The organism is Pseudarthrobacter sp. 10T415, from assembly GCF_056394175.1.
In genome coordinates, this window is the sequence record NZ_JBFTHJ010000007.1 from 21,996 (window position 1) to 44,155 (window position 22,160).

General features: G+C 68.4%; 15 protein-coding genes. 11 read left to right on the forward strand and 4 right to left on the reverse strand.

All coding sequences use genetic code 11. The annotated features are described in order from the left end of the window. The first annotated feature begins 117 nt into the window (after positions 1–117). Genes AC1DBN_RS11245 through AC1DBN_RS11255 form a run of 3 tightly spaced genes read left to right on the forward strand, consistent with a single transcriptional unit; the run spans position 118 to position 5,374 of the window. Positions 118–1,590 carry an MFS transporter gene (locus AC1DBN_RS11245; protein WP_314215351.1) on the forward strand — a complete coding sequence of 491 codons (1,473 nt, stop codon included), beginning with the start codon at positions 118–120 and terminating at the stop codon, positions 1,588–1,590. 2 nt (positions 1,591–1,592) lie between these two features. Beyond that, positions 1,593–3,809, forward strand: coding sequence for a molybdopterin oxidoreductase family protein (locus AC1DBN_RS11250; protein ID WP_477723214.1), 2,217 nt, complete (start codon positions 1,593–1,595; stop codon positions 3,807–3,809). Continuing rightward, complete coding sequence (locus tag AC1DBN_RS11255; RefSeq protein WP_091719081.1) at positions 3,806–5,374, forward strand: FAD-dependent oxidoreductase; 1,569 nt, start codon at positions 3,806–3,808, stop codon at positions 5,372–5,374. Before AC1DBN_RS11250 ends, AC1DBN_RS11255 begins: the two co-directional genes overlap by 4 nt. Before the next feature lies 1 nt (position 5,375). Here AC1DBN_RS11255 and AC1DBN_RS11260 read toward each other — a convergent pair whose 3' ends face one another. Further along, positions 5,376–6,791: an NAD(P)H-quinone dehydrogenase gene (locus tag AC1DBN_RS11260; RefSeq protein ID WP_477723215.1), complete on the reverse strand. Its 1,416-nt coding sequence runs from the start codon at positions 6,789–6,791 to the stop codon at positions 5,376–5,378. A 106-nt stretch (positions 6,792–6,897) separates the two neighbouring features. Here AC1DBN_RS11260 and AC1DBN_RS11265 point away from each other — a divergent pair, with 106 nt between their 5' ends. After that, entirely contained in the window at positions 6,898–7,716 is an 819-nt protein-coding gene (locus AC1DBN_RS11265) for a purine-nucleoside phosphorylase (protein WP_377202619.1), read from the forward strand. Positions 7,717–7,783: 67 nt separating this feature from the next. Beyond that, the gene (locus AC1DBN_RS11270) at positions 7,784–9,535 is read left to right on the forward strand and encodes a phospho-sugar mutase (RefSeq protein WP_477723216.1); all 1,752 of its coding nucleotides are present in this window, start codon (positions 7,784–7,786) and stop codon (positions 9,533–9,535) included. A 58-nt stretch (positions 9,536–9,593) separates the two neighbouring features. On the opposite strand, the gene nirD is transcribed toward AC1DBN_RS11270, so the two are convergent. Further along, on the reverse strand, positions 9,594–9,968 hold the full coding sequence (gene nirD / locus AC1DBN_RS11275; protein ID WP_349033651.1) for a nitrite reductase small subunit NirD: 375 nt from the start codon (positions 9,966–9,968) through the stop codon (positions 9,594–9,596). 278 nt (positions 9,969–10,246) lie between these two features. Between nirD and nirB the strand changes: the two genes are divergently transcribed. The 6 genes from nirB (at position 10,247) to AC1DBN_RS11305 (ending at position 17,412) form a co-directional block, all read left to right on the forward strand. Next, positions 10,247–12,904 (forward strand): nitrite reductase large subunit NirB, encoded by a 2,658-nt coding sequence (gene nirB, locus AC1DBN_RS11280; protein ID WP_056081788.1) that lies wholly within the window; start codon positions 10,247–10,249, stop codon positions 12,902–12,904. A 2-nt stretch (positions 12,905–12,906) separates the two neighbouring features. Next, positions 12,907–13,932: a uroporphyrinogen-III C-methyltransferase gene (gene cobA, locus AC1DBN_RS11285; protein WP_477723217.1), complete on the forward strand. Its 1,026-nt coding sequence runs from the start codon at positions 12,907–12,909 to the stop codon at positions 13,930–13,932. Between the two features lie 14 nt (positions 13,933–13,946). After that, positions 13,947–15,110, forward strand: a complete 1,164-nt coding sequence (locus tag AC1DBN_RS11290; protein ID WP_477723218.1) for a uroporphyrinogen-III synthase — start codon at positions 13,947–13,949, stop codon at positions 15,108–15,110. A gap of 245 nt (positions 15,111–15,355) precedes the next feature. Next, positions 15,356–16,270, forward strand: a complete 915-nt coding sequence (locus AC1DBN_RS11295; protein WP_091723896.1) for an FAD-dependent oxidoreductase — start codon at positions 15,356–15,358, stop codon at positions 16,268–16,270. A gap of 114 nt (positions 16,271–16,384) precedes the next feature. Next, a complete protein-coding gene (deoC, locus tag AC1DBN_RS11300) occupies positions 16,385–17,101 on the forward strand; it encodes a deoxyribose-phosphate aldolase (RefSeq protein ID WP_091719066.1) in 717 nt (238 codons plus the stop codon). 50 nt (positions 17,102–17,151) lie between these two features. Beyond that, complete coding sequence (locus AC1DBN_RS11305; protein WP_056081798.1) at positions 17,152–17,412, forward strand: hypothetical protein; 261 nt, start codon at positions 17,152–17,154, stop codon at positions 17,410–17,412. A gap of 72 nt (positions 17,413–17,484) precedes the next feature. On the opposite strand, the gene AC1DBN_RS11310 is transcribed toward AC1DBN_RS11305, so the two are convergent. Together AC1DBN_RS11310 and mfd are read right to left on the reverse strand one after the other, a co-directional pair. Continuing rightward, on the reverse strand, positions 17,485–18,300 hold the full coding sequence (locus AC1DBN_RS11310; protein ID WP_091719064.1) for a metal-dependent hydrolase: 816 nt from the start codon (positions 18,298–18,300) through the stop codon (positions 17,485–17,487). 6 nt (positions 18,301–18,306) lie between these two features. Continuing rightward, positions 18,307–21,981, reverse strand: a complete 3,675-nt coding sequence (mfd, locus tag AC1DBN_RS11315; RefSeq protein WP_477723219.1) for a transcription-repair coupling factor — start codon at positions 21,979–21,981, stop codon at positions 18,307–18,309. Positions 21,982–22,160 lie beyond the last annotated feature (179 nt).

The window sequence follows — 22,160 nt, forward strand, 5'->3', positions numbered from 1 at the left end:
ACGGCGTCCGGCGGGCACAGATAGGCAAATGTCACAGCCCGTTAACATCCGGCGTCGGTCCGTGAAACGCGCCGTCCCTACCTTTGAGGAACAACATCCCCCCAAAGGAGGTAACCCGTGACTGTTGACCGCACCGCAGATGCCGGCACCGGCAATTCCGTTGATCTGGACGCCTCGTCCCCGGAATCAGCCGCAGCATCCGCCAGCGCACAGCCCGGCACTACCCGCACCGCAACCGCACCAGCCCTTGAATTCCGCCCCGGCCGCTGGATCGCCAACTGGGACGCCGAGAACAAGGAACAGTGGGAAACCGCCGGCCGCTCCATCGCCCGCCGCAACCTGAACTGGTCCATTTTCGCCGAGTTCCTCGGCTTCGTTGTCTGGCAGCTGTGGTCCATCGTGGTGGTCCAGCTCCCGGCAGCAGGCTTCACCTTCACCACATCAGAGATCTTCTGGCTGATCTCGATGCCCAGCTTGGTGGGCGCCACCCTTCGCATTCCCTACACCTTCATGGTTCCCCGCTTCGGCGGCCGGAACTGGACCATCGTCTCCGCCCTGCTGCTCCTGATCCCCTCGATCGGGCTTGCGATGTGCGTCTCCAACCCGGAGACACCGTTCGGCGTGATGCTCTTGGTGGCAGCCCTGGCCGGCTTCGGCGGCGGCAACTTCGCCAGCTCCATGGCCAACATCACCTTCTTCTACCCGGCACGCGAAAAGGGCTGGGCCCTGGGCCTGAACGCCGCAGGCGGAAACCTCGGTGCCGCCGTCGCGCAGCTCGCCGTTCCCATCGTGATCACCCTCCTGGCCGCCGGCACCGTCAACCTGCCCATGGCCGGCCTGATGTGGGTCCCGTTCATCCTGCTGGCCGCCTTCGGCGCCTACAAGTACATGAACAACCTCACCAGCGCCAAGGGCGATGTGGCCGGATCCGTGGCCGCACTGAAGGAACCGCACCTGTGGGTCATGGCGTTCCTGTACATCGGCACCTTCGGCTCGTTCATCGGCTTCGCCGGCGTGTTCCCCAAGCTGATCAAGGATTACTTCCCGGAGTTCTCCACCATCGGCGTGGGAACCGTGGCCCTCTCGCTCGCCTTCCTGGGCCCGCTGGTGGGCTCGCTCGCCCGGCCCTACGGCGGACGCATGGCTGACCGCATGGGCGGCGCCCGGATGACCGTTTCAGCCTTCGCCTCCATGGCCGTGATCACCCTGACCATGATCTGGACGCTGCCACTGAAGAACTTCTGGCTCTTCCTGGTCCTGTTCCTGATGCTCTTCACCGCCAGCGGCTTCGGCAACGGCGCAACCTACCGGATGATCCCGGTCATCTTCGCCACCAACAGCCGGGCTGCACGCAGCGGAGCCAGCTCCGTGGCCACCCAGCGGCTGGCTTCCTCAGCACTCGGCCTGATCTCCGCGATCGGCGCCTACGGCGGGTTCCTCATCCCGCAGGTACTGAACGCGTCCAACACCGCCAGCGGATCCTACACCCCGGCCTTCTACGGCTTCGTGGGGGCCTACGCCCTGATGCTGGTGGTCTGCTGGGCCTGCTACATCCGCAACGCCAACCGAAACGCGATGGGACACGTCTAACCATGACCACAAGCGCCGACACGCACTGCCCCTACTGCGCCCTGCAGTGCGCCATGACGCTCACGTCCCCCACAGGACCGGCCCCGGCTGCACAGCCGGGGCCGGTCCCCGTGGCCCTCACCACGGCACCCGCTGCACCACTCGAGGTCCAGGGGCGCGACTTCCCCACCAACCGTGGCGGCCTGTGCCGCAAGGGCTGGACCTCCGCGAATCTCCTCAACCACCCCGGACGCATCACCGAGCCCCTGCTCAAGGGAACGGACGGCGTGCACCGGCCCATCTCCTGGGACCAGGCCCTGGACCTCGCCGCCGCGGCGGTGAGGGACGCCCGCGCCCGCTACGGTGCAGACGCCGTTGGCGTCTTTGGGGGCGGCGGCCTCACCAACGAGAAGGCGTACCAGCTGGGTAAGTTCGCCAGGCTGGCACTGGGCACCTCGCGGATCGACTACAACGGCCGCTTCTGCATGTCGTCCGCGGCTGCCGCCGGGATGCGCGCCTTCGGCGTGGACCGCGGCCTGCCCTTCCCGCTTGAAGCGCTGGACACGGCCAGCACCATCCTGATGCTGGGCTCCAACGTGGCCGAAACCATGCCGCCCTTCGTCCAGCACCTCAAGGGCGCCCGCGACGCCGGCGGCCTGATCGTGGTGGATCCGCGCTGTTCCGCCACGGCAGATTTCACGGCCGACGGCGGCGGCCTCCACCTCCAGCCCCTTCCGGGCACGGACCTCACCCTGCTGCTGGGCCTCTCCCACGTGGTCATCCACGAAAACCTGGTGGACAGCGCCTATGTCAGTGAGCGCACCTCGGGCTACAGCGCCGTAGCCCGCAGCGTCGCCTCTTTCTGGCCAGAACGGGTCCAGTCCCTCACCGGCGTGCCGGCAGACCTCATCCGGGAAACGGCCCGCAGGCTTGCCGCCGGGGCCGGCAGGGGCGGCAGCTACATCCTCACCGGCCGCGGCGTGGAGCAGCACGTGGACGGCACCGATACCGCCACTGCGGCCATCAACCTCAGCCTCCTGCTCGGCCTGCCTGGTTCGGCCCGCAGCGGCTATGGCACGCTGACCGGCCAGGGCAACGGCCAGGGCGGCCGGGAGCACGGGCAGAAAGCCGACCAGCTGCCCGGCTACCGCAAGATCACCGACCCCGCCGCCCGCGCCCACGTGGCCGGCGTGTGGGGCGTTCCCGAGGAGCTCATCCCCGGCCCGGGCCTTCCGGCAGTCCAGCTGCTGAAGTCGCTGGGAAAGAACGACGGCGTCCGTTGCCTTTTCGTCCACGCCTCCAACATTGCGGTCGCCTCGCCGGACGCCAACGCCGTCATCGAGGGCCTCCGCAGCCTGGACTTCCTGATGGTCTGCGACTTCTTCATGTCCGAGACGGCAGCCATGGCAGACCTGGTCCTCCCGGTCCTCCAGTGGGCGGAGGAGGAAGGCACCCTGACCAACCTCGAAGGCCGCGTCCTCCGCCGCCGCCGGGCCCTCACACCGCCTGCCGGCGCGCGCAGCGAGCTGTGGATCATGGCCCGGCTCGCCGAACGGCTCGAAGCACCATCCACATACAGCGAGGACCCCGAAACCGTCTTCGAGGAACTGCGCCTGGCATCTGCCGGCGGGCTGGCCGACTACTCCGGCATCGACTACGCCATGCTGGACCGCGGGGAAGCCGCCTACTGGCCGTACCCTGCCGGCAGCACCGGAACGCCCAAGCTCTTCCAAGAGAGCTTCGCCCACGCCGACGGCAAAGCCGTGATGACCCCGGTACTGCCGCGCCGCCGTCGTACGCCTGCTGAAAACCCGCTCCCGGAAAATGAAAACGCGGCGGACGCCAAGCCCTTCACCCTCATCACCGGCCGCCTCCTGGAGCACTACCAGTCCGGCGCCCAGACGCGGCGGGTCGCGGCGCTCCTGGCCGCGCAGCCTGAGGCCAGGATGCAGATCCACCCGGCCGCGGCCGCCGCGATGGGCGTCACCGAAGGGTCATTCGTGGCAGTGGCCAATGAACGCGGCGAAGTGGTGTGCCGGGCCGAACTCAGCACCGCCATCCGCAGCGAGACGGTCTTCCTGCCGTTCCACTTCCCCGAACTGCAAAGTGCCAACCGCCTCACCGAGGCGGCCACCGACCCCATCTCCGGGATGCCCGAATTCAAATTCAACAAGGTGTGGGTCCGGCCGGTGGCCGCACCTGTATCCAGCAAAGTGCTTCAGACGATGGAGGCCTCATGAGCGAGCAGATTGTCATTGTGGGATTCGGGCCGGTGGCCGCCCGGCTGGTTGATGAGCTGCTGCCCGCCGTACGCGCAGGCCAGGTAGCACTGACAGTGGTGGGTGAAGAGACCGAAGCTGCCTACAACCGCGTTCTGGTGGCCGACCTCGGGGTTGGCCGCACCACCGCCGATGCCCTGGCCCTCTCGGACGCCGGGGCACTCGCTGCGGACGGCGTGGAGGTCCGGCTGGGCACCCGCGTCCGGCGCGTGGACCGCGCCCGCCAGCAGGTCCTGCTCTCGGACGGCACGCCCGTCCACTACGACCGGCTGGTATTCGCCACCGGTTCCCGGCCCGTGATCCCCAACCTCACCGGAATCAACCCGGACCCCGCCTCACCGGTCCTGCCCGCCGGCGTTACCGCGCTTCGGGACCTCCGCGACGCCGGCGTCCTGCGGCAGGCCGTGGACGGCGGCAAGCGCGTTGTAGTCCTCGGCGGCGGCGTCCTGGGCCTGGAAACGGCGCTCGCAGCGGCTGAGGAAGGCGCCACCGTGACCGTGGTGCACAACGGACCGCACCCGCTGGGCCGCACCATCGACCAGGGCGGCGGCGCTGTCCTGGCGGCGGGCCTGCGGCGCTGCGGCGTGCGGATGGCCGGCAACGCGCGCTCCACCGGTGTGGAACACAACGCGCCCGACGGCGGTTTTTCGGCTTTGCTGCTCGATGACGGTTCCGCAATCGACGGCGACCTCCTGGTCATCTCGTGCGGCGTGCGTCCCCGCACCGAGCTGGCGGAGGGGTGCGGTCTCTCCACGGCCGCGGGCATCCTGGTGGACCACCGGTTGCGGGCCCACCACGAACCGCGCATCTTCGCGATCGGCGACTGCGCCGAGGTGCGCTGCCCGGACCCCGGCTGCGCCGCATGCCGCACCGCTTCCGGCCCGTCAGGGCTGGTGGGCCCGGGCTGGCGCCAGGCCGAGTGGCTGGCCGAATACCTGACGCTCCTGGCAGCGGGCCTGATCGAAGACGCCAAACTCCTGCCGGAACTGCCGGCCGAGCAGCCGGGCATCATCGTCCTCAAGGCGCGCGGCCTGAACATGGCCGTCGCCGGGGACAACGGCGCCGATCCCTGGGACGAGGAAGCGCTCACCGCCGGTGCCGTCAACGGCCGGCCCCGCCTGCAGATCGCCCAGTGGGCGGATCCCGAGCACGGCCGCTACGTCAAGATGACCACGCGCGGCGGCGTGCTGGAGGGACTCGTGGCGGTGGGCATGCCCCGCACCGCGGCAGAGCTGGTGGGGCTCTTCGAACGGAACGCGGAACTGCCGGCGGACCGGTCGCTGCTGCTGAGGCTGGACGGTCCGGACCAGCTGCCGGGCAGCGGCTCAGCGGATCCTGCCGGAACCGTGTGCCGCTGCGCCGGGGTCAGCGGCGCGGTGATCCAGGGCGCCGTGGAGGAAGGCTGCGCCACGGTGGCCGAGGTGTCCAAGGCAACCCGCGCCGGGACCGGGTGCGGCGGCTGCCACGAGGACATCAAGGGCCTGATCGAGAAGCACTTCTCCCCAGCCGTCCCCGCCGCCTCCTGACCTACATGTGGACGTGGAGGCGCCGGGCGGCTTCGGAAATGGAGCCGGTCAGCGACGGGTACACCGTGAAGGTGCTGGCAACGTCGTCAACGTGGAGCTTCTGCTTCACGGCGATGGCGATGGGGAAGATCAGCTCCGACGCGTTCGGGCCCACCACCACACCGCCGATCACGGTGCCGGAACCCTTCCGGGCGAAGATCTTCACGAACCCGTCCTTGGCGTTACGCATCTTGGCGCGGGCGTTGCTGCGCATTGAGAGCTTCACGACGTCGCCCTGGTACTTTCCGGAGTCGATGTCGGCTTCCGAGACACCCACGTTGGCGATTTCCGGCGAGGTGAAGATGTTGGAGGCCACCTGGTGCAGCTTCAGCGGAGTCACGCCGTCGCCCATGAAGTGGGCCACGGCGATCCGGCCCTGCATGGCGGCCACGGAGGCCAGCGGCAGGACGCCGGTGCAGTCACCGGCGGCGTAGACGTTCGGGGCACTGGTACGGGAGACGCCGTCCACCTTGATGTGGCCGCTTTCGCTGACGGCGACGCCGGCTTCCTCGAGTCCGATGCCGTCGGTGTTGGGGATGGACCCCAGGCACAGGAGGCAGTGGCTGCCGGTGACCTTGGTGCCGTCACTGAGCGTGACAACCACGCCGTCGTCGGTCCGCTCCACCGATTCGGCGCGTGAGCGGGACAGCACGCGGACACCGCGGCGTTCGAAGACTTCCTCCAGGACCACGGCGGCGTCAACGTCCGAGCCCGGGAGCACCCTGTCACGGCTGGATACCAGCGTCACCTTGGAGCCCAGGCCGTTGTAGGCGGAGGCGAACTCGGCGCCGGTAACGCCGGAACCCACCACAATGAGTTCCTCGGGAAGTTCATCGAGGTTGTACAGCTGGGTCCAGTTGAGGATGCGTTCGCCGTCGGGACGGGCGGTGGCCAGTTCGCGCGGGTGGGCGCCGACGGACAGCAGGATGGTGTCCGCCTCGATGGTTTCGGTGCCCTCCGCGGTCAGGACCTCGATGGTGTGGTTGTCCAAGAGGCGGCCGGAGCCTGCGAGGATCCGGACGTTCTGGCTGGCCAGGGCATCATGGATGTCCTTGGACTGGCTGCGGGCCAGGTTGAGGAGGCGGTCATTGATGTGCTTCAGGTCGGCCCGCATCACGGGGACGAAGTCGCCGCCGTCGACGTCGAACTTAACGCCCAGCTCGCCGGCTTCGGCAACGCGGGTCATCAGATCCGCCGTGGCGATGAGGGTCTTGGAGGGGACGACGTCGGTCAGGACCGCGGATCCGCCCAGGCCTGCGCGCTCGATGATGGTGACCTGCGCCCCCAGCGAGGCGGCCACCATCGCGGCTTCGTATCCGCCTGGACCACCTCCCAGGATCGCGATCCGGGGTGAACTGAAATCTGGGTGCGTAGTCACAAACGATTATTCTCCCGCATCCTCGGCTGACCACCAAAGAAACCGGTCTCTCAGGGGTGCGGGCCAGGGGGTGGGCGGAGCGGAACCGGCAGGATACCTTGTACCAGTGAGTACAACTGACTTCCTGAACACGGACCCCTTCGCCGCCGCGCGCGCTGCTGCCGACTACATTGCCGAGGAAACCGGGGTGGACACCCACGACGTCGCCTTGGTGCTTGGCTCCGGCTGGGGCGGTGCCGCTGACCTGATAGGCGAAACCACTGCCACCCTGTCAGCGGAAGAGGTGCCCGGTTTCCATGCACCCGCCGTCGAAGGGCACGTGGGAACCATCCGGTCGATCCTGACCACCGAAGGCAAGCGGGCTCTGGTCCTCGGCGCCCGGACCCACTACTACGAAGGCAAGGGCGTCCGCGCTGTAGTCCATGGGATCCGCACCGCGGCCGCCGCCGGCTGCAGCACCCTGGTCCTCACCAACGGCTGCGGCGGCCTCAACGAGGACTGGGCGCCGGGCACCCCCGTGCTCATCAATGATCACATCAACCTCACCGCCGCTTCGCCGCTGGAAGGCGCCACGTTCGTGGACCTGACAGATCTTTACTCGGCACGGATCCGCGGGCTGGCCCGCGAGGTGGATTCCAGCCTCGACGAAGGCGTCTACGCACAGTTCCCCGGCCCGCACTACGAGACTCCGGCGGAAGTCCAGTACGCCAAGCGCATCGGCGCCGACCTGATCGGCATGTCCACCGCGCTGGAGGCCATCGCCGGGCGCCACGCCGGCATGGAAGTGTTCGGCATTTCGCTGGTCACCAACCTGGCGGCCGGGATCAGCCCCCAGCCGCTCAGCCACCAGGAGGTGCTGGAATCCGGCCAGGCCGCGGGTCCGAGGATTTCGGCTCTGCTTGCCGGAATCATCGCCAAACTCTGATCCGTGGGGCGCGGCACTGAGGCTTCGGTGCCGCACGGGCAGCGCCAATGACGATAGCGTTATGCCCATGACGTCCTCCGATGCCGATGTTCGCCTGCTCAACGATGCCCGCGAGTGGGCCGCCCAAGACCCGGATCCGGCAACGTCGGCCGAGCTCCTGGAACTCGTCCGGGCGTCGGCAGACGGAGACCCCGCCGCCCGGCAGGAACTCCAGGACAGCTTCCGCGGCACCCTGCAGTTCGGCACCGCCGGGCTCCGTGCCGCCCTCGGTCCCGGGCCCAACCGGATGAACCGCGTGGTGGTGCGCCGTGCGGCCGCCGGCCTGGCGGACTTCCTGGCTGACGCCGTGGCGAAGGCATCCCCGGGAAGCCGGCCACGCGCCGTCGTCGGCTATGACGCCCGCCGTAACTCGGATGTGTTCGCAGCGGAAACCGCGGCCATCTTCACCGCGGCGGGGATCGAAACCTTCCTGATGCCGGCGGCGCTGCCCACTCCCCTGCTCGCCTACGCCGTCCGCGCCCTGGAATGCGACGGCGGCGTCATGGTCACGGCAAGCCACAACCCGCCCCAGGACAACGGCTACAAGGTGTACTTGGGACGCCACGCCGTGGCGGAAAACGGCAACGGTGCCCAGATCGTGGCACCGTACGACGCCGAAATCGCTGACCGGATCAGCGCCGTGGGCGCCCTGGACACCATCAAGCTGGCCGCGGACGGCTGGACGGTGCTGGATGGATCGCTCGCGGCCGGGTACCGGTCCGAGACGGCGGGACTCGCCCTTCCGGACCTCTTCCCGGCGAGGGACCTGCGGATCGTGCTGACCCCTATGCACGGCGTTGGCGGGGAGACCGCGCTCGCGGTGCTGAACGCCGCAGGTTTCGGGGATGTCACCCTGGTCAAGGAGCAGGCCGAACCGGACCCGGACTTCCCCACCGTGAGTTTCCCGAACCCCGAGGAACCCGGCGCGCTGGACCTGGCCCTCGAAACGGCCGATCGCCTCGACGCGGACATCGTCCTGGCCAACGACCCGGATGCCGACCGTGCGGCCGTGGCCGCCAAGGACCCGGACACCGGTACGTGGCGGATGCTCCGCGGCGATGAGGTGGGCGCCCTCCTGGGTGCGCACGTCGCCGCACGGCATGCTGCCGCGGGCGCGGAAACCCCTGACGGGGAAAATCCAGGGGTGTTCGCCAACTCCATTGTGTCCTCGCGGCTGCTCTCCCGCATCGCCGCGGCGTCAGGATTCGCCCACGAGGAAACCCTGACGGGCTTCAAGTGGATTTCCCGCGTGCCCGGCCTGGTCTACGGGTACGAGGAGGCCCTGGGCTATTGTGTGGCACCGGACCTGGTCAAGGACAAGGACGGCATTTCCGCTGCAGTCCTCATCGCCGAACTGGCCGCCACCGCTAAGGCCGACGGCAAGACCATCTTCGATACGCTCGATGAGCTCTACCTGCAGCACGGCCTGCACGCCAGTGACCAGCTGAGCATCAGGGTGGCGGACCTTGGCCTGCTGGACGCCATGATGAACCGGCTCCGGGTTTCCCCGCCGGAGTCCTTTGGCTCGTCGGCAGTTGAGGTCTCCACCGACCTCTCCGTCGGTTCCGACCACCTGCCGCCCACCGACGGCCTGCTGTACGTGACGCGCAACCTCACCCGCGTCATCATCCGGCCCAGCGGCACTGAACCCAAGCTCAAGTGCTACCTCGAGGTGATCCACCAGGTGGGATCCGCCGCGGAACTTCCCGAAGCCCGCCAGGCAGCACGGGCAGCGCTGGACGAGGTCCTCCGCGACGTCAGCGAGGCGCTGGGGCTTTAACGCCCTGAAGGGGCGCCCTTGGGGCACCCCTTGTGGGTGATACGCGTGTCCTCCCGGTTTATAGCTCCACCTCGACGAAGCCGTCAACGATCCGGGTGCCAAAAGCCTCGATCCGCAACCCGGGGGTGCTGAAGCACTCTCCGGTTTCGAGGTCGTAGACCTCTTTGTGCAGCGGTGAGGCAATAGTGGGGCGGGAGCCCTTGGATCCGAGGATTCCGCGGGCCATCACGTGCGAACCCGTGGCCGGGTCCTGCTGTGCCACTGCGAAAACGCCGCCAGCCAAGGTGCGGAAAAGTGCCACCTGCCGGCCGCCTACCAGGGCTGCTTCTCCCCATGCCGGTTCGAGGTCCTCAAGGCGGCAGACACGGTGCCAGCCTGCCGCGGTGTCCGCTGCTTCGGCGTCGAGTGTCCCGAGTTCCAGTGTTGCCGTCATGTCCGGCTCCTCTCCCTGCGCTGCTTGTCCTGATCTCACGTGGTGGCAGCCTGAGCGGCCGTGTTCCACGCTAGGCGCCGGGTGTTTCAGCGGCATGCGCCAAATGTGTCCGGGGCGTAAAAGAGACCTAACCCGGCCGGAAATGCGTTCGTGATGCAGAAGTTAAGTTGACGAAACAATTGGGAAACTGAAGCGAAACTGCCCCTCCCTAGTCTGGTTGGACTGCTCGACAGAGAAAGCCGCGGAGCACCGTCTGCGGCCCATGCGAAAGGCCCACAGTGACCGAACAGACTTCAAGCACCGAGACTCCGCGCCGCATCGTCGTCGCCGGCGGCGGCCCCGCGGCCCACCGTTTTGCGGACGCCATGCATGCCCGCGGCCTCGATGGCTGGCATGTCACGGTCCTTACCGAGGAAGCCCACCTCCCCTACGACCGGGTGGCACTGTCCAAGGCCCTCACCGACGGCGGGGTCGACCTGACGCTGGGTACCGCGTCAATGTGGGACCACGGCTCCCTGGACCTGAGGACCGGCGAGCGCGTGGTGCGTATTAACGCAGAAGCCAAGTCGGTGGAAACCGCCGCCGGCAGCGTTTTCGAGTACGACGAACTGGTGGTGGCCACCGGCTCGAACGCCGCACGGCTTCCCATTCCCGGCAACGAGCTCACCCACGTTTACCGGACCCTTGAAGATGTCTGGGCCATCAACAAGTCCATCGCGGAACTCACCGTAAAGCTGGGCCGCAAGGTCAACGCCGTCACCATCGGCGGCGGCCTCCTGGGCCTGGAATCCGCTGCCGGGACCGAGCAGCTGGGCGCGACCCCCATCGTCATCGACGGATCGCAGTGGCTGATGGCCACCCAGCTGGACGAAGGCGCTGGCCAGGCCATGGGCCGGCTCATCAAAGCCAAGGGCTTTGAAGTCCACGGCGGCGTCTATCCTTCCGAGGTACTCTCCGATGGGGACGGCCAGGTCACCGGCGTCCTCATGGCCGACGGCCGGATCGTCGACGCCGACATCGTCATCGTCGCCATCGGCGTCCGTCCCCGTGATGAACTCTTCCGCGCCGCCGAGGGAGAAGAACAGGTCTTCAGCCTGGGCCCCCGCGGCGGCGTGGTCATCAACGACTACTGTGCCACCGAAATCCCGGGCATCTGGGCCATCGGCGAAGTAGCCAACTACGGCGGCATGTGCCTGGGCCTGGTGGCCCCCGCCAACACGATGGCCGAGATCGTGGCGGACCGGCTGCATGGCGGCGACGCCACCTTCCCCGGTTTCGACACCGCCACCAAGCTCAAGCTGTCCGGGGTGGATGTGGCCAGCTTCGGCGACGCCTTCGCGAAGACCGAGCACGCCCTGGAAATCGTCTACGCCGACCCCGCCCGCGGCGTGTACCAGAAGATCGTTACCACCGATGACGCCAAGACCCTGCTGGGCGGCATCTTCGTGGGCGACGCCTCACCGTACATGAGCCTGCGCCCGCTCCTGGGCCGCGAACTCCCCGCCGAGCCGGGCGCGTTCCTCAGTGCAGCCGGCGGCGGTGACGCCCCGGAAACCGAACTTCCGGACGACGCCACCCTGTGCTCCTGCAACAACGTCACGGCCGGGACCATCCGGGACACCATAAACGGCTGCGGCGCCTGCGAGGGCAACGCGCCCGTCCAGGAACTCGGCGAGCTGAAGGGCTGCACCCGGGCCGGCACCCAGTGCGGTTCCTGTGTCCCGATGCTGAAGAAGCTGCTGGAAACCGAGCTGACCAAGTCCGGCGTCGAGGTTTCCAAGGCCCTCTGCGAACACATCGAACTGTCCCGCCAGGAACTCTTCGATGCCATCCGTGTCCTGGAACTGACCTCTTTCGAAGAGATCATGGCCAAGTACGGCACCGGCGAAGGCTGCGACATCTGCAAGCCCACCATCGCCAACATCCTCGCCAGCCAGAACAGCGCCTACGTCCTCGACGCCGGCCGCGGCACCCTGCAGGACACCAACGACCGCGCCCTGGCCAACATGCAGAAGGACGGCACCTACTCGGTGGTGCCCCGCATCGCCGGAGGTGAGATCACCCCCAAGAAGCTGGGCGTGATCGCCGCCGTGGCGGAGAAGTACAACCTGTACACCAAAATCACCGGCGGCCAGCGGATCGACATGTTCGGCGCCCGGCTGGAGGAGCTGCCGGAAATCTGGAAGGAACTGGTGGATGCCGGCTTCGAATCCGGGCAGGCGTACGGCAAGAGCCTGCGGACGGTGAAATCCTGCGTCGGTTCCACCTGGTGCCGTTTCGGCGTCCAGGACTCCGTGGCCATGGCCATCCAGCTGGAGCTGCGGTACCGCGGACTCCGCAGCCCGCACAAGCTCAAGATGGGCGTCTCCGGCTGCGCCCGCGAATGCGCTGAGGCCCGCGGCAAGGACGTGGGCGTCATCGCCACGGCGGACGGCTGGAACCTCTACGTCGGCGGCAACGGCGGTGCCACCCCGGCGCACGCCCAGCTGCTGGCCAAGGACCTCGACGACGAAACCCTGATCAAGTACATCGACCGCTACTTCATGTACTACATCCGCACCGCCGACCGCCTGCAGCGCACCGCGCGCTGGCAGGAGGAACTCGACGGCGGCATCAAGCACGTCGAGGACGTGGTGGTCAAGGACACCCTGGGCATCGCCGAGGATCTTGAGGCGGCCATGGCCAAGCACGTTGACACCTACGTCGACGAGTGGGCCGACACCCTGAAGGACCCGGAGCGACTGCGCCGGTTCCGCTCCTTCGTCAACGCACCGGACCAGAAGGACGACTCGATCACTTTCGTCCCCGATGAGCGTGGCCAGATGCGCCCCGCCACGGCCGAAGAGAAGGCAGCAGCAGCCCAGCAGCCCGTCCTCCTCGGAGCCTCCATCGCTGTCCGTCCCGGCACGCCCGCACCCGTCGGAAACGAGGCATAACCATGCAGCTCAGCATCGACCTCACGGACCGCGAGGTCCTGGTGACCGGAACGGACTCCGCCGCGCGGCAGGCCGTACGGCGCTACGAAGCCGCGGGCGCCGTCGTCCGCCGCCTGGCCGGCCCGCACGGCACCGCCCTGCTCCCGCAGAAGCCGTTCCTGGTGGCCGCGGTCGACGACGGACAGCCGGGCTGGGAGCCCCTGCTCCAGCAGTACCGCGCTGCCGGCGTCCCGGTCGCCACGGAACCTGCGGCAGGCGCCGCCGGGCATGTGACCCTGGTGGGCGGCGGACCCGGCACCACCGAGCTCCTGACCGTTGCCGCCGTCAAGGCGCTGCGGGACGCGGACGTGGTGTTCTACGACCGGCTGGCGCCCTGCCAGGACCTGCCCGCCCTGACCAGCGCCGAGCTGGTGGATGTGGGAAAGAAGCCCGGGCACCACAAGGTGGGCCAGTCCGACATCGAAAAGCTCATGGTGGACAGCGCCCTGGCCGGCAACAACGTGGTCCGCCTCAAGGGCGGAGATCCGTACGTGTTCGGCCGCGGCGGCGAGGAAGTCGCCGCCTGCGTCGCTGCCGGGCTGAAGGTCCAGGTGGTATCCGGTGTCACCAGCGCCATCTCCGTGCCTGCCGCGGCGGGTATCCCCGTGACGCACCGCAACGTGAGCCACATGTTCACAGTGGTGTCCGGGCACGCCCCGCTCACCGAGAAGGAGCATCATCACCTTGCCGGCCTGGGCGGCACCATCGTGGTGCTGATGGGCATCGGAACGCTGCACCACCTGGCTGCAGGACTCCGCCGGGCAGGCATGCGAGCCGATATGCCCATGGCGGTGGTGGAACGGGGTTACCGTCCCGGCCAGCGCACCACCATCGCCGACCTCGGCTCCATCGCCTCGGCTGCTGCAGGCTGCAGCAACCCCGCCGTCCTGGTGATCGGCGAGGTGGTGCGGGTGGCTGAAGCCAACCGCGGGCACGCTGAGACCGCAGCCGACCTGGACCGGCTGGCGGCCTCGCTGCTCGGTTCGTGAAAGGATTGACCCCCATGAACGCACTTGCACCGGCCGAAACGGCAGAGGCCACCGGGGCGGTCGACACCGCGGAGGCCCAGGCGGCCGAATCACCGCTGGAGGGCTTCCGCATCGGTGTGACCTCGCACCGGCGCTCCCAGGACCTGATCGACGCCCTTGAGCGCCGCGGCGCCGAGGTGATCCATGCCCCGGCCCTCAAGATCGCTCCGGTGCAGGAGGACCTCCGCCTCATCGAGGACACCCGCACCATCATCGCGGCCAAACCGGACCTGTGCATCGCCACCACCGCCTACGGCATGCGCCGCTGGTGCGAGGCGGCGGACACGTTCGGCATCGGCGACCAGCTGCTCGAAACCCTGGGCGCCTGCCGGATGTTCGTCCGTGGCCCCAAGGCCCGTGGCGCCGTCCGCGCGGCCGGCCTCGCCGACGTCGGAATCAGCAGTGACGAAACCACCGCAACGCTGGTGGACATGCTGCTGGCGGAGGGAGTGCGCGGCAAGACCGTCGCGGTCCAGCTGCACGGCTACACGGACGTCCGCCAGCTGGAACGGCTGCGCATGTCCGGTGCCACCGTCCTGACCGTCACGCCGTACCGCTGGGTCAAGCCGGACGGCGCCGACCGGCTCCCCCGCCTCATCGAGGCCGCCTGCAGCGGAAACCTCGATGTCCTCACCTTCACCAGCGCACCCGCCGTCGACGCCATGTGGAGCACCGCCCACGAAATGGGCGTCTACAAGCAGCTGATCGAGAGCCTGAAGACCAACGTGACCGCCGCCGTGGTGGGCCCCGTGACCGCCCAGCCGCTGCTGGACGCCGGGGTGAAACCGCTGATCCCGGAGCGTTTCCGGATGGGTGCGCTGATCCGGCTGGTCGTCGAGCACCTGGCGCTGAACCATGTGCGCCGGCTGGACACCCGGTCCGGCAACATCGAGCTCCGCGGCCGCAGCCTGCGCATCGACGGCCAGGCGGTGGAGCTCGCTCCCGCTCCCCTGCTGCTGCTCCGTGCCCTGCTCGGCGCCGGCGGGGCGGTCCTTTCCCGGGAGGCGTTGTCCGACCTGCTGGAACTGCGCGGTTCGGTGCACGCACTGGACATGACCGTCAGCCGGCTCCGGTCTTCCCTGCCCGACGGCAAGCTCATCGAAACCGTGGTCAAGCGGGGATACCGGATCCGCGTCTAGCCGTTTCGGCCGGCGGCGAAGGCCGCCGGGCAACGGCGGGTAACGGCGCTGGCCAGCCCGAATGTGTCCAAGTCGGGCGCAATGAGATGCACGTCACCGGTTCTGTTACCGGCCGGTAAATACTGGCGAACACCGGGGTGCTGAACGGCAACTGGCGGGAAACAAGCCGGAAAAGGCGCACGCCTACGCTGGGTTCCATCATGAACTTCCGGCCGTTTCCCGGCCGCCAGCGAAAGGGCCAGCACATGTCCGCTCCGGCACCCACCACGTCCACCTCCGCCGCCACCCGCATCGTCATCGCCGGAGCAGGTCCGGCTGCCCGCGCCCTGGTCCGGCAGCTGGACCAGGGCCGGTTCGCTGGCAGTATCACCGTCCTGAGCAACCGGGACGACGCCCCCGAGGATCTGCTGGAACTTGCCCTGCTGCCGCAGGTGTCGGTCCGCTTCGGCCAGCCGGCCAGCCACATCGACGCCGATAACCGCACCGTGGCCACGGCTGACGGCATGGAGTTCGCCTACGACCAACTGGTCATCGCCACAGGTTCGGCCCCCGTGGCAGCGCCCGTCGAGGGCGCCGCACAGTGCCTGAGCTACTCCACCATCGACGACGCCGCCCGCATTGCGGACCGGGTGCAGGAAGTCACCCGGGAACTGGGGCGCCGTCCGCTCGGGATCCTGGTGGGCACCGGGGCGGCCGCAGGCCAGGCTGAGGCCGTGCTGCGCGCCAAGGGCGTCCGTCCGGTCCGCACCACCGCCCGGCCGGCCGCCGTCGTGCCCGGAACCTCAACCTTTGGCCTGGCCGCTTCCGCCGTGGTCTTCGAGGACGGCAGCAGCATGTCCGGGGATCTGGTGGTCCTGGCCGAGGACCGCGTGTCCTGCGACGGCCTTGCCGCCAGCGCGGGCCTGCGGACGGCCGCCACCGGAGGCATCGTCATCAGCCAGGACTTCCGGACTTCGGTTCCCGGTATCTGGGCAATCGGGGACGCGGCAGCGTTCGACGGCGTACGGCTGGGCTTGCTGGTGGCCGCGGCTTCCGCTGCGGGGGCCTGCGCCACGCAACTGCTCACGGCGGCCTCGGCAGCCTCGCACTCGCCCGAGGCATCACGGGAAGCAGCAGCTGCGGTGCCGTCGCCGGCGCGGTCCCTTCAGGCAGCCGCCTGACGCCTGGCGCAGCGCGGGTTGCAGCGTGGGCACCTGTGACAAGATGGTTTCCGAAACGCGAGTCAAGGACGCACCGGGCCCACGACGCCCGGGCGAGGCCCCGAGAGGACCATCATGAGCAACGAAGCCACCCCTTCCGTTCAACCCGCTGCCGCTGCGGCCGGGAATATTGCTTCCTACATCGACCACACGCTGCTGAAGCCCGAAGCCTCCGAGGCCGACGTCCTCCAGGTCTGTGCCGAAGCCGCTGAATACGGTTTCAAGTCTGTCTGTGTCAACCCTGTCTGGGTCAAGACCGTCAAGAAGGCACTGAAGGGCTCCGGCGTCCTGACCTGCTCCGTGGTGGGCTTCCCGCTGGGGGCAACCCCCACCGACGTGAAGACCTTCGAAGCCCGCGGCGCGGTGCTGGACGGGGCCGACGAAGTGGACATGGTGATCAATATCGCGGCCGCCCGCGCCGAGGACAAGGGCGCCCTGACCGAGGACATCGCCTCCGTTGCCGAGGCAGTGCACGCCAGCGGTGCCATCCTGAAGGTGATCATCGAGACCTCGCTCCTGTCCGACGACCAGAAAGTCCTCGCCTGCGAGGCAGCTGTGGCGGCCGGAGCCGATTTCGTCAAGACCTCCACCGGTTTCAACGGAGGGGGCGCCACGGCCGGGGATGTGGCACTCATGCGCAGGACCGTGGGGCCTGAACTGGGCGTCAAGGCCTCGGGCGGCGTGCGGTCGCTGGCAGACGCTCAGGCTATGATTGCAGCAGGTGCAACACGTATCGGCGCCAGCTCCGGAATTGCCATCGTCAAGGGTGAACAGGGTTCGTCCGCGTACTGACGGCCGCCGGACGCGCCACAATCAAGCCCCGAGGGGCCGAGGAGGAACGAATGTCCAGCAAGATCAACGCGTCCAACGAGGGCACAGCGAACACGGGCACTGTCCGCACTCCCCAGAATGAAAACAAGCTGGCCGGCACCATCGTCGTGTTCGTGATCATGATGGCCCTCTTCCTCGGCGCCGTGTACTCGCTGTCCTTCCTGACGCTTGGCAACCCGTGGCCGATGGCCGTCTGCCTGGGCCTGTTCGCCCTGGCCTTCTGGATTCCGCAGACCATCCTCGGCCGCTCGGATTCCGCCGGCGAACACTAAGCCTGCCCACGCACAAAGACCCCCGGACGCCGTCCGGGGGTCTTTTGCTGTTCCACGCCTGTGCGCCTGCCCTCAGGCGAACCAAGGGGCGATCCAGGCGGCGGCAGCTGCCACCACCCGCGGCCACTGGTTCTGGGCAATGGCCCAGCCCGCCACAGTCAGTCCCACCATGGCGTAGGCGCTGACGGGGATCAGCACCAGCCACTCGCGCTTGGACCCCGCCCGGCCCAGCAGGGGCAGTGACAGCGCCCCGTTCGGCCGCCAGACGTTCCGCAGCAGTGGCACCTTCCGCAATAGTTTCGGCGGCCGGATCACCAGGGGCCACAGCAGCGGCACTCCCCCGGTGGTGATGAGGTCTCCCACGATGTGGACCACCACGCCGATGAGCATCGACATAGGCAGCCAGGTCCACTGGTGCGGCGCGTACACCGTGACCAGCCCGGCCATCACCAAGGCGAAAATCCAGTTGGAGATGAACCCGCTCTTCGGAAACAGCTTCAGGGCCTTGGCCGCGATGTTGATCAGGAACATGCACAGCAGCCCTGCGCCCACGGACAGCAGCCCCCAGGGGGTTTCCATCTGCACCTGCGCGGCCACACCGGCAAGGAGCACGAACCCGGCGGCGCCCAGGACCGAGTGGGTGCCCTGGCGGTGGCCGCCGCTGGCGGTTTCGATGCCCCTTGCTATGGCATTGGACAACGGCGGCAGCGAGTGGGCCACGGTGCTGGACCGGTGGTCCCAGTCGCAGACCAGCGCGGTGCCGGCCGTGGCCATGCCGCCGATGAGGATCCCCGTGGGGTCCAGCGGGTACCAGCCCAGCGTGTACGGGCCGGTGGACGCAACAGCTACCCACGCCGCGGCTCCCGACGCGGCGTGGTGACCTCCCATCACGGCCTAGCCCGCTGAAGGGGTGACGGAAAGCGGCTGGTCGGAGAAGATGTTGCGGATGACTCCGTTGGCCCACTCCAGGATCTCGGCGTCCTGGAGGTCCCGGCCACCGATCCGGGCCGTCTTGGGCTTGGGGATGAGGATGGCGTCCAACGCCGGCTTGGACTGGGACCCCGGGTACATCCGGGTCAGCCGCATCACCTTGGACTCGGGAAGCGATGCCGGCGCGAACTTGATGAAGTTGCCCTGCAGCGCGACGTCGGACAGTCCTGCTTCCCTGGCACCCACCCGGAAGCGCGCCACCTCCACCAGGTTCTGCGCAGGCAGCGGCAGCTCGCCGTAGCGGTCCACCAGCTCGGCCTTGACCTCGTCGATGGCCTCGTTGGTGAGGGCTGCGGCCAGCTTGCGGTACGCCTCCAGCCGGAGCCGCTCGCCGGGCACGTAATCGTGCGGCAGGTGCGCGTTGACCGGCAGTTCGATCTTCATCTCGGCGGCCTTTTCCTCAGCCTCGCCGCGGAAGTCCGCCACGGCCTCGCCCACCAGCCGGATGTACAGGTCGAAGCCCACCCCCTGGATGTGGCCCGACTGCTCGCCACCCAGCAGGTTTCCGGCGCCGCGGATCTCCAGGTCCTTCATGGCCAGCTGCATGCCGGCGCCCAGTTCGTTGTGCGCCGCCACGGCCTTGAGCCGTTCCAGCGCCACCTCGCCCAGAGGCTTCTCCGACGGGTACAGGAAGTACGCGTAGGCGCGTTCACGGCCACGGCCCACACGGCCGCGGAGCTGGTGCAGCTGGGACAGCCCGTACTTGTCCGCGCCGTCCACGATCAGGGTGTTGGCGTTGGAGATGTCCAGGCCCGTTTCGATGATGGTGGTGCACACCAGGACGTCGAACCGGCGTTCCCAGAAATCCACGATGATCTGTTCCAGGCGGCTCTCGGACATCTTGCCGTGCGCTACCTCCACCCGGGCCTCGGGAACCAGTTCACGGATCTTGGCCGCGGTCCGCTCAATGGTGGACACCCGGTTGTGCACCAGGAACACCTGGCCTTCGCGCATCAGCTCGCGGCGGATGGCGGCCGAGGTCTGCTTGTCCGTGTACGGGCCCACGTAGGTCAGCACAGGGTGCCGCTCCTCCGGCGGGGTGGCCAGGGTGGACGTCTCCCGGATGCCGGTCAGGGACATCTCAAGGGTGCGGGGAATGGGGGTGGCGCTCATGGCCAGCACGTCCACGTTGGTGCGCATCTTCTTCAGCGCTTCCTTGTGCTCCACGCCGAACCGCTGTTCCTCATCCACGATCACCAGGCCGAGGTCCTTGAACTCGAAGTCCTTGGACAGCAGCCGGTGCGTGCCGATCACCACGTCCACCGCACCGCTCTTCACGCCCTCGGCGGTCTCCTTGGACTCCTTGGCGGACTGGAAACGGGACAGCGGCTTGACCCGCAGCGGGAAGCCGGAGAAACGCTCCGTGAACGTCTCGTAGTGCTGCTGGGCCAGCAGCGTGGTGGGCACCAGGACGGCCACCTGCTTGCCGTCCTGCACGGCCTTGAACGCAGCACGGACGGCGATCTCGGTCTTGCCGTAGCCAACGTCGCCGGACACCAGGCGGTCCATGGGGATTTCCCGCTCCATGTCCGCCTTGACCTCGTTGATGGTGGTCAGCTGGTCCGGGGTCTCCACGTACGGGAAGGCTTCCTCGAGCTCGCGCTGCCAAGGGGTGTCAGGGCCGAAGGCGTGGCCGCGCGAGGCCATCCGGGCCGAGTACAGCCGGATCAGCTCACCGGCGATCTCCTTGACGGCCTTGCGTGCCTTGGACTTGGTGCTGGCCCAGTCCGCACCGCCCATCTTGCTCAGCACCGGAGTGTCCCCGCCCACGTAGCGGGTCACCTGGTCCAGCTGATCCGTGGGGACGAACAGCCGGTCACCCGGGGCCCCGCGCTTTGACGGCGCATACTCCAGGACCAGGTATTCCCGGACGCCGTCGCTGCCGCCGGCCACCTTGCGCTGCAGCAGTTCCACGAACCGGCCGATGCCGTGCTGTTCGTGGACCACATGGTCCCCCGCCACGAGCTGCAGGGGGTCGACGGCGTTGCGCCGCTTGGAGGGCATGCGCCGCATGTCCTTGGTGGACCCGGCGGAGGTGCGGCCCAACAGGTCGGCTTCGGTGAGCAGGCCCAGTTTCAGCCCGTCAAGGACGAAGCCGCGGCCGACGGCGGCAGTGGTCACCTCGATGATGCCCGCCTGGGGCTCGTGGTCAAGGCTCTCCACGCGGGCGCAGGGGATGTCGTTTTCGTGGAAGAGTTCCGCCAGGCGCTGGGCCGGGCCGGGGCCTTCGGTGGCCACCACGATCCGCCACTGGTCGCGGACATGCGAGCCGATGAAGGCCATCATCTCCGCCACGTCGCCCTGGTAGCCGCGCGGTTCGCGGGCGTGCAGGTTCAGGACGTCGATTTCGGGAAGGAGCTCCGCATCCTGCGCCAATGACGTGATGGACCACCAGGAAACGCCATGCCCCAGCGCTGACCCGCGCGTCTCAGCGAGCGAACGGAAGCTCGCCGAATGCAGCGCGGCCGATGCCTGCGAGCTGAGGTCCAAAGGCGCGGCACCGCCGTCGGACGCCGTGGACCACGCTGCCTCAAGGAATTCCTCGTTGGTGGCCGAAAGGTCGTGGGCGCGGGTTCGCACCTTCTCGGGTTCGATGACGACGGCGATGGACTCCGCCGGCAGCTGGTCCACGAAGGGCACCATGGCGTCTACCAGCACCGGCGCCAAGGATTCCATGCCTTCGACCGCGATACCGCCGGCGATCTTTTCCAGCATGTCCGCGGCGGCAGGCAGCTCAGCCTTCAGCTTCGCGGCCCGTGACATGACGGACGCGGTGATGAGGATTTCCCTGCAGGGCGGGGCATGCAGTTCCGTGGGGTGGTGGATGCCGGGGGCGGACAGCGAGCGCTGGTCCGCCACGGCAAACCAGCGCATCTGGTCCACCTCGTCACCGAAGAACTCCACGCGGATGGGGTGGTCCTCTGTGGGCGGAAAGACATCGATGATGCCGCCGCGGACCGCGAATTCACCGCGGTGGGTCACCATGTCCACGCGCGCGTACGCGGCGTCGGCAAGGCTTCGCACCACGTCGGTGAACGAAACATCCTGGCCCACCCTCAGCGTGACCGGGACCAGGTCTCCCAGCCCGGCCACCACGGGCTGGACCACGGCGCGGACGGGAGCCACCACCACGCGCAGCCGCTCCGCCGTCGAACTTTCCGGATGCGCCAGCCGGCGCAGGACCGAGAGCCGGCGCCCCACCGTGTCCGACCGGGGCGAGAGTCGCTCATGCGGGAGGGTTTCCCAGCTGGGGAACTCGGCCACGGAGTCCGCGGGGAGGTAGGCGCGCAACGCCGCCGCCAGGTCCTCTGCCTCACGGCCGGTGGCTGTCACCGCGAGGACCACGCCGGGATCGGCGGCGCCTTCCTGCCCTGCCGCGGCGGCAGCCAGGCCATCCGCCATCTCCGCGAGCAGCACGGGCCGCAAACCTGCGGGCGCGCTGATTTGGTAGTCCTGTCCCCTGACGGCGAACCCGCGTCCGGCCTCAGCCCGGACACGGGCGAAAGACTGGTCCGGGGCCAATGCACGGCGCAGCCCATCGAGCGTGGGGCCGTGCGTGGCGGTAACGGGAAGGCTCATGACAGCTGCTCCTGGGGTATTCACGGAAGATCGCAGGCAACGCGAAAACCCGAAATTCGCTGCGAATCCCGGGTAACCCCAGCCTACCGCGCACCGGTGACATTCCGGTTTGGACGGATTTTCCACGGCTTCGCTGACGCAGGCGCCCGGGCTCCGGCGGGGCTACGCTGGCAGGGCCT

Excerpts from the sequence above, each read along its gene's own strand:
- AC1DBN_RS11250 (WP_477723214.1), top strand. The coding sequence starts at position 1,593 with ATGACCACAAGCGCCGACACGCACTGCCCCTACTGCGCCCTGCAGTGC.
- AC1DBN_RS11255 (WP_091719081.1), top strand. The coding sequence starts at position 3,806 with ATGAGCGAGCAGATTGTCATTGTGGGATTCGGGCCGGTGGCCGCCCGG.
- AC1DBN_RS11270 (WP_477723216.1), top strand. The coding sequence starts at position 7,784 with ATGACGTCCTCCGATGCCGATGTTCGCCTGCTCAACGATGCCCGCGAG.
- nirD (WP_349033651.1), bottom strand. The coding sequence starts at position 9,968 with ATGACGGCAACACTGGAACTCGGGACACTCGACGCCGAAGCAGCGGAC.
- cobA (WP_477723217.1), top strand. The coding sequence starts at position 12,907 with ATGCAGCTCAGCATCGACCTCACGGACCGCGAGGTCCTGGTGACCGGA.
- AC1DBN_RS11290 (WP_477723218.1), top strand. The coding sequence starts at position 13,947 with ATGAACGCACTTGCACCGGCCGAAACGGCAGAGGCCACCGGGGCGGTC.
- AC1DBN_RS11295 (WP_091723896.1), top strand. The coding sequence starts at position 15,356 with ATGTCCGCTCCGGCACCCACCACGTCCACCTCCGCCGCCACCCGCATC.
- deoC (WP_091719066.1), top strand. The coding sequence starts at position 16,385 with ATGAGCAACGAAGCCACCCCTTCCGTTCAACCCGCTGCCGCTGCGGCC.
- AC1DBN_RS11305 (WP_056081798.1), top strand. The coding sequence starts at position 17,152 with ATGTCCAGCAAGATCAACGCGTCCAACGAGGGCACAGCGAACACGGGC.
- AC1DBN_RS11310 (WP_091719064.1), bottom strand. The coding sequence starts at position 18,300 with ATGGGAGGTCACCACGCCGCGTCGGGAGCCGCGGCGTGGGTAGCTGTT.
- mfd (WP_477723219.1), bottom strand. The coding sequence starts at position 21,981 with ATGAGCCTTCCCGTTACCGCCACGCACGGCCCCACGCTCGATGGGCTG.